The following is a 16249-nucleotide window of genomic DNA, read 5'->3' on the forward strand; positions in this document are numbered from 1 at the left end:
GAGGGCGGCCCGGCGTCCCCACCCCGTGCATCCGGTTCTACGCCGCGCGAGCGTGAGCGCTCGCCCCGTCTACCCAGCCTAGGGGCGGTCCGGGAACTCCACGGCTCGCCGTGCGTGCGCCCGCGCCACGAACCCCGAGCACCCGGGGCATTCGCTGATGATCGGGTGGGTGCACTCGAGCAGGTGCTCGAGGAACCGGTCCGTCGCCTCCAGCAGTTCGATGCGCTCGCGCACCTCGGCACGGCGGTCCCCGATCATGTCCCGCCGGCCGTCGCACCCGCTCACTCCGAGTTGCCGGATCTGGTCCAGTGACAGTCCGGTTCGCTGCAGCGTCTGGATCATGCGGGCGTAGTCGAGGATGTGCTCGTTGTAGCTGCGGTGACCCGACGGGCTGCGCGGCGGCGCGAGCAGGCCGACCGACTCCCAGTGCCGCAGCACGTGCGTCTCCACACCGAGCGCGGCGGCGGCGTCACCGATTCTCATGTCCTGGGCTGTGGCCACGATCTACCCCTTTACTTCATGTCGACCTTAAGTATTAACGTTCCAGCATGTCCGATCCAGTGCGCAAGTCCACCCTCATCCAATGTTGCACCGCGGCAGTGAGTTCCATTCACGGCGCGGTCCGGCCGCGACCCATCGACGAGCGGTTCCTGCGGTCCATCACCGACGCCCGGCTGCCGGCGACCCAGCGCACCGTCACGGTCACGCCGCTGCCGCAGTTTCCGCGCTCGGCGCCGACCGCGGCGGTCGTGGAGGGGGTGTTCACACCGCGACGCATCGCCAGCTCGCTGACCTCCTTCGTTGTCCAGCATCCCGACGCCACCTTCATCGTCGATCCGAGCTATTGCATCGATGCGGAGCACCGCGCCATCGCGCAGCTGCCCGCGGCCATTCGTCCCGTCGTGCGTCCGCCCGTCGAGACGATCCCGACCATCACCGCCCTGCAGTCCGAGCCCACCCTGCCCGCGCTCGATTTCGCCCTGCCCACGCACGCGCACTGGGACCACGTCTGCGGACTCCTCGACTTCCCGGGGCTGCCGGTTCATCTTCACAGCACGGAGAAGGACTGGATAATGACCGGGCCGATCGCGCCGGTCGGCGGTGTGCGCGATGCACTGGTGGACCGCCCCACGGTCGAGTACGACCTCGACGGCCCGCCGGTGCTCACCTTCACCCGCAGCCGTGACCTGTTCGGCGACGGCAGCGTGGTCCTGGTGGATCTCGCGGGCCACACGCCCGGCAGCGTCGGCCTGCTCGCGCACACCGTGCGCGGGTGGATCCTGCTGGCGGGCGATGCCGCATGGCATGCGTTGCAGATCGAGAAGGTGCGCCAGAAGTCCGGCTTCCCAGGCATTTTCGTCGACGAGAATCGCGACCTGACCTTCAAGACCCTGCACCGGCTGCACCTCGCGCAACGGCTCATGCCGGTTATCCCCACCCATGATCACGATGCGGCACAGCAGCTCGTAGCACCCGGTGCGGAGGCCGCCGAACAGCTACCGTGAACGCATGGGGATCACCGTGCGCCCGGCGCAAATGTCCGATATTCCCGAATTGGCGCGCGTGCTCGGCATCGCGTTCTCCGACGATCCGCTCATCACATGGCTGATCCGGGACGACGCCACCCGGGCCCGCCGCGCCGCCGGCCTCTTCGCCGCCCAGGCCCGCCACCACTTCGTTCCCCTGGGCGGTGTCGAGGTGGCCTGCAATGACGCGAATTCCGTAGTCGGCGCGGCACTCTGGGCGCCACCCGGCCACTGGCACGTCGCCGACACCGCGATGCCGCCCCAGCTGCCGGGCCTCGCCTACGCCTTCCGGCACCGCCTGCTCATGGCCGCCAGGCTCGCCGACCGCATGGCGGTTGCCCATCCTCGCGAACCGCACTGGTACCTCGCCGTCATCGGCGCGCTGCCCGGCGTCCGCGGTCAGGGTTACGGCCAGGCGCTGATGCGGTCCCGCCTCGAGCAGTGTGACGCCGAGGGCATCCCCGCCTACCTGGAATCCAGCAAACCCCAGAACGTTCCGTACTACGAACGCTTCGGCTTCGACGTCACCGGCACCCTCGACGCAACCCGCGGCGGTCCACCGCTGTGGCCGATGTGGCGCACTCCGCGCTGACACGCAAATGCGGTGTTGCCGACCGGGATTCGGCCGGTAACACCGCATGTGCGTGACAGGGCTACTTGCGGGCCATGCCTCCGACCACCAGCTGTTCCCAGACTGTCAGCTCCGGATCGTCGCCGTCGGACTCCGATGGATCGGGACGCCACTGGGCACATGGACGCAGGCCGTCCTCCTCCAGCGTGAGTTCACCGAACAGGAACTCGATCTCCGGTTCGGTGCGGAAACGACCGCGACCGAACGCCTCCACGATCTTGTTCGCCGTCGCCACGGCCTCGCGGGTGGCGCCGGAACGGAAGTGCGAGATATAGATCCGGCTACCGGAAGGGAAGCGATCCGACCAGTACCGAACCACGCCGGCCGGGTCCTCTTCGTCGTTGACGAAGCTCAGGGTGATCCCGAACAGGATGCCCACAGGCTCGTCGAAGTTGATCACACGCTCCACGTCGGCATGCTTGCGAATGCCGTCCGGATCACGAATATCCGCTTCCAGCACCACGATTCCGTCATCCACGGCGAGCAGGGCCCGCCCGTGGGAAGCCACGATCGGATCGTCGTCCACATACACGACGCGGGCGTCCGGATACACCTGCCGCACCACCTGGTGGACATTGACGCTGGCGGGCAGGCCGCAACCCATATCGATGATCTGGCGAATTCCGGCCGCCGCCATGGCCTTCACGGCCCGCAGCACAGCGTCCCGATTGGTGATGGCCAACCGCTCGGATCCGGGTAGGTCCTCGATGAAGTAGTCACCGACATCTTTGTCGACGCCGTAGTTGTCGCGCCCGCCGAGTACGTAGCTGTACACGCGTGCCACGCTCGGCCGGGACTGCCGCGCTCGCATGGCGTTGATGTTCAAGTGTCACACCCCTCTTTCCTCACCGACGATACCGACATCCACCAGGAAATTCCCGCGCCACATACGCAACCACCGCCGGTCGCTCCGAAGGACCGATCGTGTCTATTGCGTAGCGCCCGCGGCGGCCGTGGTCGTGGGTGCCGCGGCGGTGGTTGTCGGTGCGGGAGCGGTCGTTTGGGGCGCGGTCGTTGTGGTCGTGACCGGCGCGGCGGTTCCCGGATCCGTGGTGGTGGTGGTCGGGGCGACCGTGGTGGTCGGCGTCGGGATTACGGACGCCGAAATCGGATCGGGGCAATGGCCGAGTATCTCACCGAGACGGTTGATCTCGGCATTGCTGCGCGGGTCACCGACATAGTTGATCTTGTCGGTGCACTTGACGTCACCGTCCGGTGCGGGGGCTCTGCCGGGGGCCGAGTCGGACACGGGCGGGGTATCGGGTGACTCGCCCGGGGGCTGCTGCTGTGGCGCCGCACCGCCAGGCGAGCCCGCCACGGGACTTCCCCCGACCGGCCGGCCCGCACCCGGACTCGCCACGGGCGCACCGGAAGTAGTCGAGACCGCCACCGTGCTCGTCACACTGGCCGACGGCTTGACCGTCGTCGCGGTCGCGGTCGTTTTCCCCGAGTCGCTCGAGCAACCCGCCACCAGCGCGACCACCGGTGCCATCATCAGCACAGCGATACGCGTGGCCGTTTGCGGGCGCGACCGACCACGCCATTCCGCCAGAGCGGACATCGATTCCTCCTGAGGGTGCAGCCCCAGCCCCGACTCATCCGCTGCACGAGCATCTTTCGCCGATCCGGAACCGAACCGGCCACCTTGAATCCAGGGGGATTTACACCCCCGCTCGACACTAAGGGCTCCGGCAACCGGACGCCATCGTGCTCGGTGCCCCTATTTCTGTGGGCCACTTATCGATCAGGTACCTGCGATTTATCGATTGAGTGCAGACCCTGCGCTCCGGGATTCACCACCGAGGCCGGATCGCGCTGTGCGAGCAGGGCATCGAGCTGTTTTTCGGCACGTTCGGCGCGGGCCAGGGTCTGGGTGCGGGCATCGTCCAGGGCGGCAAGCCGTTCGGCGGCCTCCTGCCGCGTCTTCTCGACCGCGGCCGCCGAATCCGTGCGCACCGCAGCCAGATCGGCGGCGGCCTGCCGGCGCACCTCGGTGAGTTCCGTCCGTGACCGATCGAGCTCGGCGCGAGCCCCCTTCAGTTCGTCCCGGGTCTCGGCGACCACCTGATTGCGTTCGGCCACAGCGGCTTCGGCCCGTTCGATGGCGCGCTCGGCATCGGCGGCACGCTGCACCGCGAGATCGCGTTCCGCGCCCGCGGCGGTGATCCGCTGTGTGGCGTCCCGGCGCACCTGCTCGACCTCGGCGGCCGCCTTCGAGCGGGCCAGCTCGATGTCCTCGCCGGCCTGCTGGCGCGCCCGCTCGGTGTCCTCGGCGGATTCCCGCCGGATGGTGCGGATCTCGGCCTCGGCCTCCGCCCGCGCCGCGAAGACATCGTCGGCCGCCCGCTTCGTGACGTGCTCGACTTCCTTCAGCGCGTCGTCGCGCGCGGTGAGTGCCTCCGCGATCCGGCCCTCGGCCTCCTCCGCGGCCAGCGCCGCATCCTCGGCCGCCGATTCGGCTGCCGCCCGGGCCTCTTCGGCCTCCCGCCGCGCCTGCTCGGCCGCCACGGTAGCCATCTCCGCCTCCGCGATCCGCCGTGCCGCATCGGCCTGCACAGCCTGGATCTGGGCTTCCGCGACGGCGGGATCGGCGAGGGTGGACAACTCTGCCACGGCGGTATCGAGTGTCGTCCCAAGCTGTTCGGCGATCGCACGGAACTGTCCGAGCAGCTCATCGGCCCGCATCCGAGCCACCGTCACCGGCCCCCGTTGCGTCACAGTGACATTCGCCGGGGGTGCCTCGCCGTCGGCCTGCTGCTGCCGCTGCCGCTCTCGCCAGGCCCGCCAGCGGGTGTGCTCCGGGTGATCACAGTATTCCGACGGACGCCCCGGCCCTCCGCCACGCGTAATCGGTTTGGTGCAGCCGGGGTAGTTGCAGATGCTCGACACGACGCAAATCGTAGCGTTGGTTTCGTCAATTCCAACGGAACAACACGAAACGAAACCTGAAGCACCTCAAATCGAACCGAGGCAGTCTGACCCCCGATAAGTGAACGTTATCGGAGGTCAGGACCGCCACTCCCTCTGAAAACGCTTGATTCCGTTTCGTTTACGTTTGGTTGCACGACACGCTACGAAAGTACAACGAAACCCCTCGAAAACTGGGCACGCATGTACGCCCGTACCATTTCTCACGAGATGTGGCGACTCGTGACCGGAGCGGCGACAAGCTCACGACTGCGGCATACATTTGCGCAGTACCGACCGCCCATAACCGACCCGGAAGGACGGGATCCGACGTGTCCGACGCAGAACGGATCAACTGGGACCATCTCAAGACTCGGCAGCCGACCGACGCCGAACGAGATGCGCTGCGAGCAGACCTGGTCGAACGGGCACTTGCGGTCAGGCAGAACGGGTGGGACGACTACCGATCCGTGTGGTCCAGCGGCGAGGTTGCCGGCGTCGCCTACCTGCTACAGGAAGGCGACCTGCTCGAGGAACTCGACGAGCACGAGGGGTCTGTGCTGACCCGATTCGCCGGCGATCTGTACGGCTTCAAGGGCGCCCGGAAGGACATCGAAGCCGGCCTGGTCGGCACCCAGGCGTGGTTCGCCACCGCCCGCGCCGAACTGGATGCCCGCAGTTCCGGCGCGAACGGATAGGCAGCGTCGGCTACTTCGCCTGTGGCGCAGGCTGGGCCGGATCCTTGCAGTACGGGAGCTCGGGTGGGCAGGGGGTGAGGATGGTGGAGAAGTACTGGATGGCGGAGAAGAGGGTGACGGGGCCGCCTGCGAGGACGATGCCGGCCATGGAACCGACCGCGCCGAGGGTTGCCATGCCGAGCACGCATCCGGCGACGGTGGCGCCGACGAAAGGCACCAGCAAGGCGATGACCGGGCTGGAGATGACGGCGCCCGCGGCACCGCCGACCAGACAGCCGACACCGGCGCCGAGGACGGCACCGAGCACGGCGCTGACGGCCGCACCGATCGCGACGCGTTGCGCGAATGCACCCAGGGCTTGAGCGTCACGTGGCGTAAAGGATTCGGCCACTTGGGTTGCCGCTTGGTCGACGGTCACGACGTCGCGGGCGTCTACCCGAGTGATCTGCTGCGGGTTGGCCTTCGACGGTGTGAGGGTCGCGGTCGAGCCGTCGAGCCGGGCGGTGACAGGGTAGGCGGTGTCGTCGATGCGGTAGGTCAACGGGAGCGCGGCGACGGGTCGGTCGTGGCGGTCGAAGAGCACCAGTTGCTCGTCGAGACGGCGCAGCGTGCCGTCGCTGACGGTGATGACGGCGGAGTCGCCCTGCCGGGTGACTTCGTATGCCACCGGCGCGGATTCGCCGCCTGCGGTCGGTTCCGCGTAGGCCGTTGCGGCGGGAATGACCACTGCCGTCGCAGCGAGCGCCGCGACCACCGCGGATTTCCTCATGTTCATGGGTACCTCATCATCATTGATGGAATCGGGCGCGGCACTGCGGTCCTCGCCCGTGGTGGGCGGGGGTCTATGGCGGCCCCCGCATCCGGCGGTCAGACGCCGGAGGCTTTTTCCTTCGCGAGAGCCGTTGTCCCTGGTGCGGTATGGGCAGCGACGAGTTCGCGCTTGAGGATCTTGCCGCTGGCGGTCATCGGCAAGGTGTCGGTGAACTCGACGATTCGCGGGTACTTGTACGCGGCCAATTGCTCACGGGACCAGTCGATCAGCTCGGTTTCGGTTGTCGCCGTGCCGATTCGCCGCACGATGCAGGCTTTGATCTCCTCGCCGTAGTGCTCGTCGGGGACACCGACGACCGCGACCAGCGAGACCGTCGGATGGGTGAGCAGCACCTCTTCGATTTCGCGCGGGTAGACGTTGAACCCGCCACGCACGATCATGTCCTTGGCCCGGTCGACGATGTAGTAGAAGCCGTCCGAGTCTCGCCGGGCCAGGTCGCCGGTGCGGAACCAGCCGTCCTGCATGACTTCCGCGGTCGCCTCGGCCCGATTGTGGTAGCCCTTCATCACGTTGTGGCCGCGCACCGCGATTTCCCCGATCTCGCCGGTGCCGGTGATGTCGTTCCAGTCGGCGTCGATGAGGCGGGCTTCGATGCCCCACACGGGAACTCCGATCGATCCGGGGCGCGGGTCGCGGTCCGGATCGGCGAACAGTGCCAGTGGCGAGGTCTCCGACAGCCCGTAGCCTTCGAGGATCTGCACACCGAAGCGCTGGGTGAATCGCGAGAGCATGTCGACCGGAAGTGCCGCGCCACCGGAGACCGCCTTGCGCAGCGTGCGCGCGATGCGGCCGGTGTCGGCGCCCTCGTCGACGGCGTTGAGCAGTCCCCAGTACATCGTCGGCACGCCGGCGAAGAAGGTGATCTGCTCCTCCTCCATCAGCCGCAGCGCCGTGGGGGCGTCGAACCGCGGCATGAGCACGAGCGTGGCCCCGACCGAGAGCGGTGCGTTCATGCTGAGGGTCTGGCCGAAGGAATGGAACAGCGGCAGTGCCACCAGGTGTGTGTCGTGACGCGCAGAGGTGTTGTCGAACAACCGGTTCGCGGTCAGGGCGTTGAGCAGCATGTTCGAGTGGGTGAGCTCGGCGCCCTTGGGCCGGCCGGTGGTTCCGCTGGTGTAGAGGATGACCGCGGTGTCGTCGGAGCGCCGAGCCACGGTGCTGAATCGCTCCGGGCGCTGTCCGACCGCCTGGGCGAGGGTCTCGATTTCCGGATTCGGCGACGATCGCGCCGGATCGTCGGTGATCATGATGAGGTGGCGGCAGCGCGCCACCCGCCGGAACCCTTCGCGCCCGTACTCCCCCATCGGCAGCTCGCTCGTGCCTTCGAAGCAGAAGTACAGGTCGGCCTCGGAATCGTCGAGGTGATACGCGATTTCGCGGGAGCGCAGCAGGATGTTGAGCGGTACGACGACCGCGCCGGCCTTCAGAATCCCGTAGTAGACGATCGGGAATTCCGGCACATTCGGGCAGGAGAGGGCGACCTTGTCTCCGGGCCCGATGCCGCGCGCGACGAGCAGATCCGCGACCTGATTCGCGCGGGCGTCGAGTTCGGCGTAGGTGAGGCGTTGGTCGCCGAGAACGACGGCGTCGCTGCCGGGACAACGCCGGGCGGTGTCCTCGAGCAGCACGGCGAGATTGAGCATGGATTTCCTTCACAGGATCGACGAAACAAACTGCGGTGCCGAGTGTTTCGACACAACCAGGAGTCGGCCGGTCAGGACGGGACGGCCAGCGGTGCGGCGGTGACGGCCCGTACTTGCGCCGCGGTGATGCCGGGGGCGCATTCGCGCAGCATCAGCCCGGCCGGAGTGACATCGATGACGGCGAGGTTGGTGATGATGCGGTGCACAACCCGTTCGCCGGTCAGCGGAAGCGTGCAGCGGGACACGATCTTCGGCGCTCCGGTCTTGTCGGTGTGCTCCATCAGCACCAGGACGCGACCGGCGCCGTGCACCAGATCCATTGCCCCGCCCATACCTTTGACCATGTGGCCGGGGACCATCCAGTTCGCCAGATCGCCGGCGGCCGAGACCTGCATCCCGCCGAGGACGGCGGTGTCGATGTGCCCGCCGCGGATCATGCCGAAGCTGGTGGCCGAGTCGAAGAACGACGCTCCCGCCAGCGTCGTGACGGTCTCCTTGCCCGCGTTGATCAGATCGGCGTCGACCTCGTCCGCCTCCGGGTAGGGACCGGTGCCGAGGATTCCGTTCTCGGAGTGCAGGGTGACGCGGACGCCGGCGGGCAGATGGTTCGGAATCAGGGTCGGCAGTCCGATGCCGAGATTGACATACTCGCCCGGACGGAGTTCGCGTGCGGCGCGGGCGGCCATTTCGGTGCGGGACCAGCCCAGATTCGTGGTGGCCGTGGTCATGTCGACTGCTCCTGGGCGACGGTTCGTTTCTCGATGTGTTTGAGCTGCGGTCCGGTGTGCACCACGCGATCGACGAAGACGCCGGGCAGGTGGATGCGCGCCGGATCGAGATCGCCCGCGGGAACCAGATACTCGACCTGCGCGATGCAGCAGCGTCCGGCCATGGCGGCCAGCGGGTTGAAGTTGCGGGCCGACTTCTCGAACACCAGGTTTCCCTCGGTGTCGCCGATGCGGGCGTGCACCAGCGCGAAGTCGGCGGTGAGCGCGTCTTCGAGCACGTAGCGCCGCTCACCCCAGCCGCCGCCGAAGGTGCGTACTTCCTTGGCGGGCGAGGCCACCGCGACCGATCCGTCCGCGGCATACCGCCACGGCAGCCCGCCATCGGCGACCGGGCTGCCGACACCCGCCGGCGTGAAGAACGCCGGAATGCCCGCGCCGCCGGCCCGCAGCTTCTCCGCGAGGGTGCCCTGCGGAGTCAGCTCGACCTCCAGTTCGCCGGCCAGATACTGGCGGGCGAACTCGCTGTTCTCGCCCACATAGGAGGCGGTGATGCGGCGGATACGCTTGTCCGCCAGCAGAATTCCGAGGCCGTGCGCGTCGGTCCCGCAATTGTTGGATATCACCTCGAGATCGGTGACCTCGCGGGCGGCGAGCGCGTCGATGAGCGCGTCGGGGATACCGCACAGGCCGAATCCACCCACCGCGAGCGAGGAGCCCGAGGTGATGTCGGCGACGGCGGCCGCGGCCGATGCGGCGACCTTCGTCATCGGGTCGCCTCCGGTGCGGCCGCCGCCGGCGTCGTGTCCTCGACGAGTTCTCGCAGCAGCTCGGCCGCGCGCGGCCAATCCCCGTATCCCGAGGCGGGATTGAGGTGGCCGACATCGCCGAGATCGACCAGACGACTCCCCCATGCCTCCGCCATCCCGGAGACACGCCGGTAGGCGGCCAGCGGGTCGGTGGTGGAGGCCGCGACGATGCTGGGAAACGGCAAGCGCCGCCAGGGAATCGGCGTCCACCCGTTGGCGTCCAGTTCCTCGCGTGAGGGGTACCCGTCCGGTAGCGGGGTCTCGAAATCCGGGGGTGTGGCCAGCAGCGCACCCTGCACGGGCCGGGTGGACTGCTGCGCCCAGCGCACGGTGATCATGACACCGGCGCTGTGGGCGACGAGCACGACGGGCCCGTCGATCTCGGTGAGCACCGCGTCGAGGGCGGCGACGCGGGCGGCGCAGGAGAGCTTGTCCCGCTCCAGCGGCGGCACCGTGCGGACCCGGTCCAGCTGGTCGGCGAGCCGGGTCTGCCAGTGGTCGGGGACGTGGTCGCGCAGTCCGGGCACGATCACAACGGTCGGTGTGGTGGTCTCACTCATGAGGTGCGGCAAGTCCTTTCGAAGGTCGATGCGATACGCCGGAGTCGAGCGCGGCGAGCTCGCGCAGCCCGGCGGGATAGGCCCGCTTGCCCAGCACGAGTGCGGCAATGGCGAGCAGATAGGTCAGCGGCGCGAGCCGCAGCGCGTTCGCCAATCCGAGGTGGTCGGCGAGGACGCCGACGACGAACGGGCCCAGTGCCAGGCCGAGCAGACTGTTGGCGAGGGTGAGGGTGCCGAAGGCCGAAGCCTGGACGGAGGGGTGGGTGAGGTTGGCGACCATGGCCGCGGCCGGTCCCGACGATCCGCCGGAGAAGAACGCCCCGACTCCGATCAGCAGCAGCTGCAGCGGACCGTGGCCGACGGCGAAACCGATTGCGAGGCAGGCCAGGGCGATCGCGCAGAACACGATGGCCGTGGTCCATTTGCGGGACATGTCGATGCGGCTGACCCGGTCGGTGACCATCCCGCAGCCCACCATTCCGGCGCCGACGAGCAGCACGAAGACCGAGGCGACCACGCCGGCCCGGTCCGGGGCCAGGTCGTAGTAGCGGCCGAAGAAGCTCGGCATCCACGACAGCAGCACCGCCGCGGTGAAGATCTGCAGGGCGCTGCCCGCGTACGCGCACAGGACCGCCGGATTGGTGAACAGTGTCGAGACCGGAACCCGCAGGCCCGCTGCACTTTCCGGGCCGGAATCCGGGTGGGCGGCGTACCGGGCGAGCTTCTCCTCGCTGACGGCGGCCCGGAACAGCGCCGCCAAGACCAGCCCGAAGACCGCCATGAGGGCGAACGACCAGCGCCATCCGAAGTGCACGGCGATCACCCCGCCGAACGCCACGCCCAGCACCGAGCCGAACGATCCGCCCGCCATGAAGGCCCCGCTCAGCGCGGCATGCATGCGGGGCGCGAACACGCTGAGTACCACGGCGATTCCGACGCTGCCGTAGGCGGCCTCACCGACGCCGACGAGGAAGCGTGCGCCGAGCATCTGCGGGTAGTCGGCGGCCACCGCGCACAGCAGGGTGGCCGCGCTCCACAGCACCGCCATCAGGACCAGGCTGCGCACCCGGCCCCAACGGTCGGCCAGTAGCGAGAGCGGCAAGGTCAGCAGACCGACCATCAGCGCGACCACGCTGCTGAGCGAGGCCAGCCGCGAATCCGACAGTCCCCATGCGGTTTTCAGGAACGGAAAGACCGCGCTGAGGACTTGGCGCGACATGTAGTCGGCCAGCAGCAGACCGAATGCCAGCGCGAAGATGAGCCACCGATACGCCCGGCGGGTCCGTGCGACCGCCGTGGCCGGGGCGGCGGCCGGATGGCCGTCCGCCCCGGCGGCGGTAGTGTGCAACTCCATTGGTGCTCCTACGTATCCGGTGTGCGAGACGGTGGTGCACACCGGAGCTAGAGAGGGGACCGGGGGCACACGACCGCCGGCCGCGTGCCCCCGGAAATCGGGCCCTGCCTGATCAGTGACCCGAGATGCTGCCCGAGTGCGAGCTGGTCAGGCGTGGTGGGTGAAGCCGACCTGGCCCGGCTTGCGGTTGGGCGCGAACCCGAGCTTGGCGAGGGTCTCGTCCGCGTCGGCGTAGCGCTCGTCGAGCTTGTAGATCTCGCGCGCCTCCTTGCCGGTGGCGACCTCGCGACCCAGCTCACCGGCGATACGCACCAGCTGCTCGACCTGCTGCACGGAGGTCATCTTCTGGCCCTTGCGACCCCAGAGGGTGTCCTCGTTGCCGCAGCGCGCGTGCAGGCCCATCGCGATGGCCATGGTGTTGACCGGCAGCACGCTGCGCATGAGCGTCTCGAGGGTCAGCACCGCGCCGTCGGGGACCCGGCGGATGAACTCCATCATGTTGTAGGGGTTGGGTCCGTCGAAGCCGCCGCCGATGCCGACCCAGGTCACCATGAGCGGGCCGGTGTAGACGCCGCGGCGGATCAGCCGTTCCACCGTCTCGAGCTGTGCGATGTTCGCGAGCTGGAAGTGCGGTTGAATTCCGGCCGCCTGCAATCGCTTCAGGTGCTCCTCCACCCAGCCCGGTCCCGCCGGGACGTGCATCTCGCGGTAGGCCTCGTACACCTCCGGGCGGGTGAACGAGGTGCCCGCGATGTCGTCGTCGGTCATCAGCTCGACGATGTTCATCTGATTGGTGTTGATGGCGATGGTGACCTGATCGGGCTTGGGATCCAGCGCCGCGAGCATGTGGCGCGCGTCGTCGGAGAGCCATTTGGCGTCGGCGCCATCACCTTCGGGCGCGAACGAGATGGAGCCGCCGACCTGCAGGATCATGTCCGGCACCGCCTCCCGCAGCCGGCCCAGCAGCTCGTTGAACTTCGAGAGCCGCTTGGAGCCCTTGCCGTCGAGTTCCCGCACGTGGATGTGCAGGACCGTAGCGCCCGCGTTGTAGCAGTCGACCGCCTGCTGGACGTGCTCGTCCATTGTCAGCGGCAGGTCTTCGCGGAAGTCGTCGGGCTCCCACTCCGGACCGTAGGGGGCGACGGTGATGACCAGCTTCTCCTGGACCTCCGGGAACAGCGCATCGTCGTGGAAATGCATGGATCTACTCCAATGTGATTGGGCTGGAAGGGATGTCAGTACGGGAGGTCGCCGATGATCCCGGCGCGCTCCATCTTGCGGACCGCGGGCCAGTAGTCCTGGACCGCGTAATGCTGGGTGCACCGGTTGTCCCAGATGGCGAAGCTGTTCGGGGTCCACCGCCAGCGCACCTGGAATTCGGGGACCGCGGCCTGCCGCATCAGGTAGTGCAGCAACTCCGCCGCGCCCGGCGCGTAATCGAAGCCGAAGCGCACGTTCTCGGGGGTGTGGTAGTTGACCAGGTGTGTGGTGAAGGAGTTGACGAACAGGATCTGCTCGCCGGTCTCCGGGTGCGTGCGCACCACCGGGTGCTCGGCGTCCGGAAAGCGTTGCGCCAGTTCGTGACGCTGCTCCCGCGGCATGGCGGCGCCGAAGCTGGCCTCGATGCTGTGCCGGGCGCGCAGGCCCCGGATACGGTTCTTCACCTCGTCGGGCAGGCGCCGATACGCCTCGGCCATATTCACCCAGATGGTGTCGCCACCGACGGGCGGCGCCTCCACACAGCGCAGTATCGAACCCATCGGCGGGTGCTCTCGCCAGGTGGCATCGCAGTGGTAGGCGTTCTCGTAGTGTTCCGGCGCGCTGTCCAGATCCTTGTAGATGCGCACCAGGCCCGGGTGGTCCGGGTCGCTGCCGGCGACCGGATGGTCCTCCAGTTCGCCGAAGCGACGGGCGAGCGCGACGTGGTCGGCGCGGCTGATGTCCTGATCGCGGACGAACAGCACCTTGTATTCGAGCAGCAGGGCGCGCAATTCGGCGAAAAGGTCGTCGTCGTGTGCGGCCGCGGCCAGGTCGACGCCGGACAGCTCGGCACCGATGGTGCAGGTCAGCGGCGTCACGCCGATCGACCAGCGCACTGTCGAATCCTCCAGTGGGGTAAGGGTTGTCATGACAGTCCTCCAAGGGGTGTGAGCCCGCGGTAACGGGCGGCCGGAGTTTCAGAGCACGAAGACCGAGGTGCCGACGCTGCGACCGGACTCCAGGTCGCGATGCGCCTGCTCCGCGTCGGGCAGCACGTAGCGCTGGTTGATGTCGACACGAATGCGGCCCGCGGCGACATGGGAGAAGAGCTCACCCGCGAGTTCGGCTCGTTCGGCGGGGTCGGCGATGTAGTCGGCGAGCGCGGGGCGCGTCACGAACAGCGAACCCTTCACCGCCAATTGCATGGCGTCGATCGGGGGGACCGGGCCCGAGGCGGTGCCGAAGCAGACCAGCAGGCCGCGCCGCGCCAAGGAATCCAGAGACGACTGATAGGTGGTCTTTCCGATGCTGTCGTAGACCACGGGCACGCCCTTGCCGTCGGTGATCTCCCGGACGCGTTCGGCGACGTTCTCGCGGGTGTAGAGCACGACGTGATCGCAACCGTTCGCACGGGCGATCGCGGCCTTCTCCTCACTGGACACCGTCCCGATCACGGTGACGCCCAACAACTTCGCCCACTGGGTGAACAGCGACCCGACACCACCGGCGGCGGCATGCAGCAGCACGGTGTCCCCGGCCCGCAGCGGGTGAATGCGCCGCAGCAGGTATGCGGTGGTGAGCCCGCGCATGGTCATGGAGGCGGCGGTCTCGAACGGGATCTCCTCCGGCAACCGGATCAGGTGCTCGGCGGGCATCACTCGTTCGGTGCTGTAGGCGCCGAGTGGGCTGCCGGTGTAGGTCACGCGGTCACCCGCCCGGAAATCGGTGATGTCCGGGCCGACCGCCTCGATCACACCCGCCGCCTCGACGCCCATGCCGGCCGGCAGCGCCGCCGGGTAGAGGCCGGTGCGGAAGTAGGTGTCGGCGAAGTTCAAGCCGACCGCTTCGTGCCGAATCCGGACCTCGCCCGGTCCGGGCTCACCGACTTCGGCTGTCTCCCAACGCAATACCTCGGGTCCGCCGGTTTCGTAGAAGCGAACAGCTTGTGCCACAGTGCATCTCCTTTTGGACGCGACCGCGCCGGGGCGGCGATCGGCGTTCTGGTCCGACAGGGGTACCCAGCACCGACCCGTCGCGTGCCCGCGGCTGCGGGGACGCTCGGAGGCCCGGGCTATCGAGAACGAGAGACCTGCGCAGAATCCGTGCCGGATGCGCTCACCGACCGTGGCTTCTTGCTTTCCGCTGGTCAACTCGTTGTGATGAACCCAGAGTAAGGCGGATCACAGTCATCTGCTTATCCTTGCGAGACAAGAATTTATTCAGTTCGGGACACGGGAGGATGCGTGGTGAAGCCGCTCGCCCGCTATGCCGCGTTGAACAACTACGTGGAGCTGGGCCGATCCGTCGGTCTCGATCCGGTTCGCCTGGTGCGTGAATCCGGGCTCGATCCGGCGAGCCTGACCCTGCAGGACCGTTGGGTGCCGGCCGCCACCATCGCCGATCTGCTCGAACGCTCCGCCGCCGCCGCGCAGTGCGAGGACTTCGGGCTACGCCTGGCCGAGCGACGACGCTTCGCGCACCTCGGCCCATTGAGCCTGGTCATCCGTGAGGAACCGGATGTGCGCAGCGCGCTGCGGGTCATGTCCCGGCACGAGCACATGTACAACGAGGCGCTGCACACCCGCCTCACCGAACGCAACGGTCTCGCCACCATCCGGCTCGGGCTCGATATCGGGCAGCCCGGCGAAACCCGGCAGGCCATCGAACTCGCCGTCGGAGTGCTGCACGGCCTGCTGCGCGGATTCCTCGGCAGCAGCTGGCAGCCGGTGGAGACCCGATTCGCCCACGCCGCGCCGTCCGACCGCAGCACCCATCACCGCATGCTCGGGCCGAACATCACCTTCGGTCAGGACTTCAACGGAATCATCATCTACACAACCGAACTCGATGCGCCCAACGCCATGTCGGACCCGCTGCTGCGCACCTATGCCCAGCAGTTCCTCGGCTCCACCGACCTCACCGCCACCGCCACCACCATCGACCGCGTAAGGGAATTGATCGAACTCCTGCTGCCGACCGGCCGCTGTTCGGTCGAACAGATCGCTCGCAGCCTCGGCGTCGACCGCCGCACCATCCACCGGCACCTCGCGGCGGAAGGCGAAACCTTCACCGCCCTACTGGATTCCACCCGCGCCGAACTGGCCCAGCACCTGGTCACGAATCGCCGCCATTCCCTGACCGAGATCGCCGAGATGCTGGCCTTCTCCTCCTCCAGCAACTTCTCCCGCTGGTTCACGAAACGCCACGGCTGCAGCCCGAGAACCTGGCGTGCCCAGGGCAAGCCGACGTTGCGCCCGAAAGTCCATGACACCCATCAGGACCAGGACGGTCACCGTCATCGACCTGCGCCGAATGCCGCGCCGGAACCGGAACCCGACAGATAGCTTGACGGCCGGTAAGGTAT

The 16249-nt window shown here is 68.0% G+C and carries 18 protein-coding genes; 5 read left to right on the forward strand and 13 right to left on the reverse strand.

Features of this window, described 5'->3' with window-relative positions; genetic code table 11:
* Positions 1-78: 78 nt before the first annotated feature.
* Positions 79-501: a MerR family transcriptional regulator gene (locus tag ACQP1O_RS23975; RefSeq protein WP_433560723.1), complete on the reverse strand. Its 423-nt coding sequence runs from the start codon at positions 499-501 to the stop codon at positions 79-81.
* A gap of 47 nt (positions 502-548) precedes the next feature.
* Between ACQP1O_RS23975 and ACQP1O_RS23980 the strand changes: the two genes are divergently transcribed.
* The gene (locus ACQP1O_RS23980) at positions 549-1505 is read left to right on the forward strand and encodes an MBL fold metallo-hydrolase (RefSeq protein WP_433560724.1); all 957 of its coding nucleotides are present in this window, start codon (positions 549-551) and stop codon (positions 1503-1505) included.
* 4 nt (positions 1506-1509) lie between these two features.
* Positions 1510-2118 carry a GNAT family N-acetyltransferase gene (locus ACQP1O_RS23985; protein WP_433560725.1) on the forward strand — a complete coding sequence of 203 codons (609 nt, stop codon included), beginning with the start codon at positions 1510-1512 and terminating at the stop codon, positions 2116-2118.
* Positions 2119-2179: 61 nt separating this feature from the next.
* On the opposite strand, the gene ACQP1O_RS23990 is transcribed toward ACQP1O_RS23985, so the two are convergent.
* Positions 2180-2983 carry an SAM-dependent methyltransferase gene (locus ACQP1O_RS23990; protein WP_433560726.1) on the reverse strand — a complete coding sequence of 268 codons (804 nt, stop codon included), beginning with the start codon at positions 2981-2983 and terminating at the stop codon, positions 2180-2182.
* Positions 2984-3085: 102 nt separating this feature from the next.
* On the reverse strand, positions 3086-3406 hold the full coding sequence (locus ACQP1O_RS23995; protein ID WP_433560727.1) for a hypothetical protein: 321 nt from the start codon (positions 3404-3406) through the stop codon (positions 3086-3088).
* Between the two features lie 142 nt (positions 3407-3548).
* On the opposite strand from ACQP1O_RS23995, the gene ACQP1O_RS24000 reads away from it, so the two are divergent.
* Positions 3549-3731: a hypothetical protein gene (locus ACQP1O_RS24000; RefSeq protein WP_433560728.1), complete on the forward strand. Its 183-nt coding sequence runs from the start codon at positions 3549-3551 to the stop codon at positions 3729-3731.
* Positions 3732-3894: 163 nt separating this feature from the next.
* Here ACQP1O_RS24000 and ACQP1O_RS24005 read toward each other — a convergent pair whose 3' ends face one another.
* A complete protein-coding gene (locus tag ACQP1O_RS24005) occupies positions 3895-5046 on the reverse strand; it encodes a hypothetical protein (protein WP_433560729.1) in 1152 nt (383 codons plus the stop codon).
* Between the two features lie 350 nt (positions 5047-5396).
* On the opposite strand from ACQP1O_RS24005, the gene ACQP1O_RS24010 reads away from it, so the two are divergent.
* Positions 5397-5762, forward strand: coding sequence for a hypothetical protein (locus ACQP1O_RS24010; protein ID WP_433560730.1), 366 nt, complete (start codon positions 5397-5399; stop codon positions 5760-5762).
* A gap of 10 nt (positions 5763-5772) precedes the next feature.
* Here ACQP1O_RS24010 and ACQP1O_RS24015 read toward each other — a convergent pair whose 3' ends face one another.
* The 9 genes from ACQP1O_RS24015 to ACQP1O_RS24055 all read right to left on the reverse strand — a co-directional run bounded on the left by ACQP1O_RS24015 (position 5773) and on the right by ACQP1O_RS24055 (position 14837).
* A complete protein-coding gene (locus tag ACQP1O_RS24015; protein ID WP_433560731.1) occupies positions 5773-6537 on the reverse strand; it encodes a hypothetical protein in 765 nt (254 codons plus the stop codon).
* Between the two features lie 92 nt (positions 6538-6629).
* Positions 6630-8237, reverse strand: coding sequence for a long-chain-fatty-acid--CoA ligase (locus tag ACQP1O_RS24020; RefSeq protein WP_433560732.1), 1608 nt, complete (start codon positions 8235-8237; stop codon positions 6630-6632).
* A gap of 71 nt (positions 8238-8308) precedes the next feature.
* Entirely contained in the window at positions 8309-8965 is a 657-nt protein-coding gene (locus ACQP1O_RS24025; protein WP_433560733.1) for a CoA transferase subunit B, read from the reverse strand.
* Positions 8962-9732: a CoA transferase subunit A gene (locus ACQP1O_RS24030; RefSeq protein ID WP_433560734.1), complete on the reverse strand. Its 771-nt coding sequence runs from the start codon at positions 9730-9732 to the stop codon at positions 8962-8964. The genes ACQP1O_RS24025 and ACQP1O_RS24030 overlap by 4 nt, the downstream gene beginning before the upstream one ends.
* Positions 9729-10331: an RBBP9/YdeN family alpha/beta hydrolase gene (locus ACQP1O_RS24035; RefSeq protein WP_433560735.1), complete on the reverse strand. Its 603-nt coding sequence runs from the start codon at positions 10329-10331 to the stop codon at positions 9729-9731. The genes ACQP1O_RS24030 and ACQP1O_RS24035 overlap by 4 nt, the downstream gene beginning before the upstream one ends.
* A complete protein-coding gene (locus tag ACQP1O_RS24040) occupies positions 10324-11685 on the reverse strand; it encodes an MFS transporter (protein ID WP_433560736.1) in 1362 nt (453 codons plus the stop codon). The genes ACQP1O_RS24035 and ACQP1O_RS24040 overlap by 8 nt, the downstream gene beginning before the upstream one ends.
* 147 nt (positions 11686-11832) lie before the next feature.
* Positions 11833-12885, reverse strand: coding sequence for a 3-keto-5-aminohexanoate cleavage protein (locus ACQP1O_RS24045; RefSeq protein WP_433560737.1), 1053 nt, complete (start codon positions 12883-12885; stop codon positions 11833-11835).
* Positions 12886-12920: 35 nt separating this feature from the next.
* Complete coding sequence (locus tag ACQP1O_RS24050; protein WP_433560738.1) at positions 12921-13814, reverse strand: TauD/TfdA dioxygenase family protein; 894 nt, start codon at positions 13812-13814, stop codon at positions 12921-12923.
* 48 nt (positions 13815-13862) lie between these two features.
* Entirely contained in the window at positions 13863-14837 is a 975-nt protein-coding gene (locus ACQP1O_RS24055; protein WP_433560739.1) for a quinone oxidoreductase family protein, read from the reverse strand.
* A gap of 294 nt (positions 14838-15131) precedes the next feature.
* On the opposite strand from ACQP1O_RS24055, the gene ACQP1O_RS24060 reads away from it, so the two are divergent.
* Positions 15132-16229, forward strand: coding sequence for an AraC family transcriptional regulator ligand-binding domain-containing protein (locus tag ACQP1O_RS24060; RefSeq protein ID WP_433567769.1), 1098 nt, complete (start codon positions 15132-15134; stop codon positions 16227-16229).
* Positions 16230-16249: the final 20 nt, after the last annotated feature.

Origin of the sequence: Nocardia sp. CA-151230 (assembly GCF_050942175.1) — a bacterium.
GTDB lineage: Bacteria > Actinomycetota > Actinomycetes > Mycobacteriales > Mycobacteriaceae > Nocardia.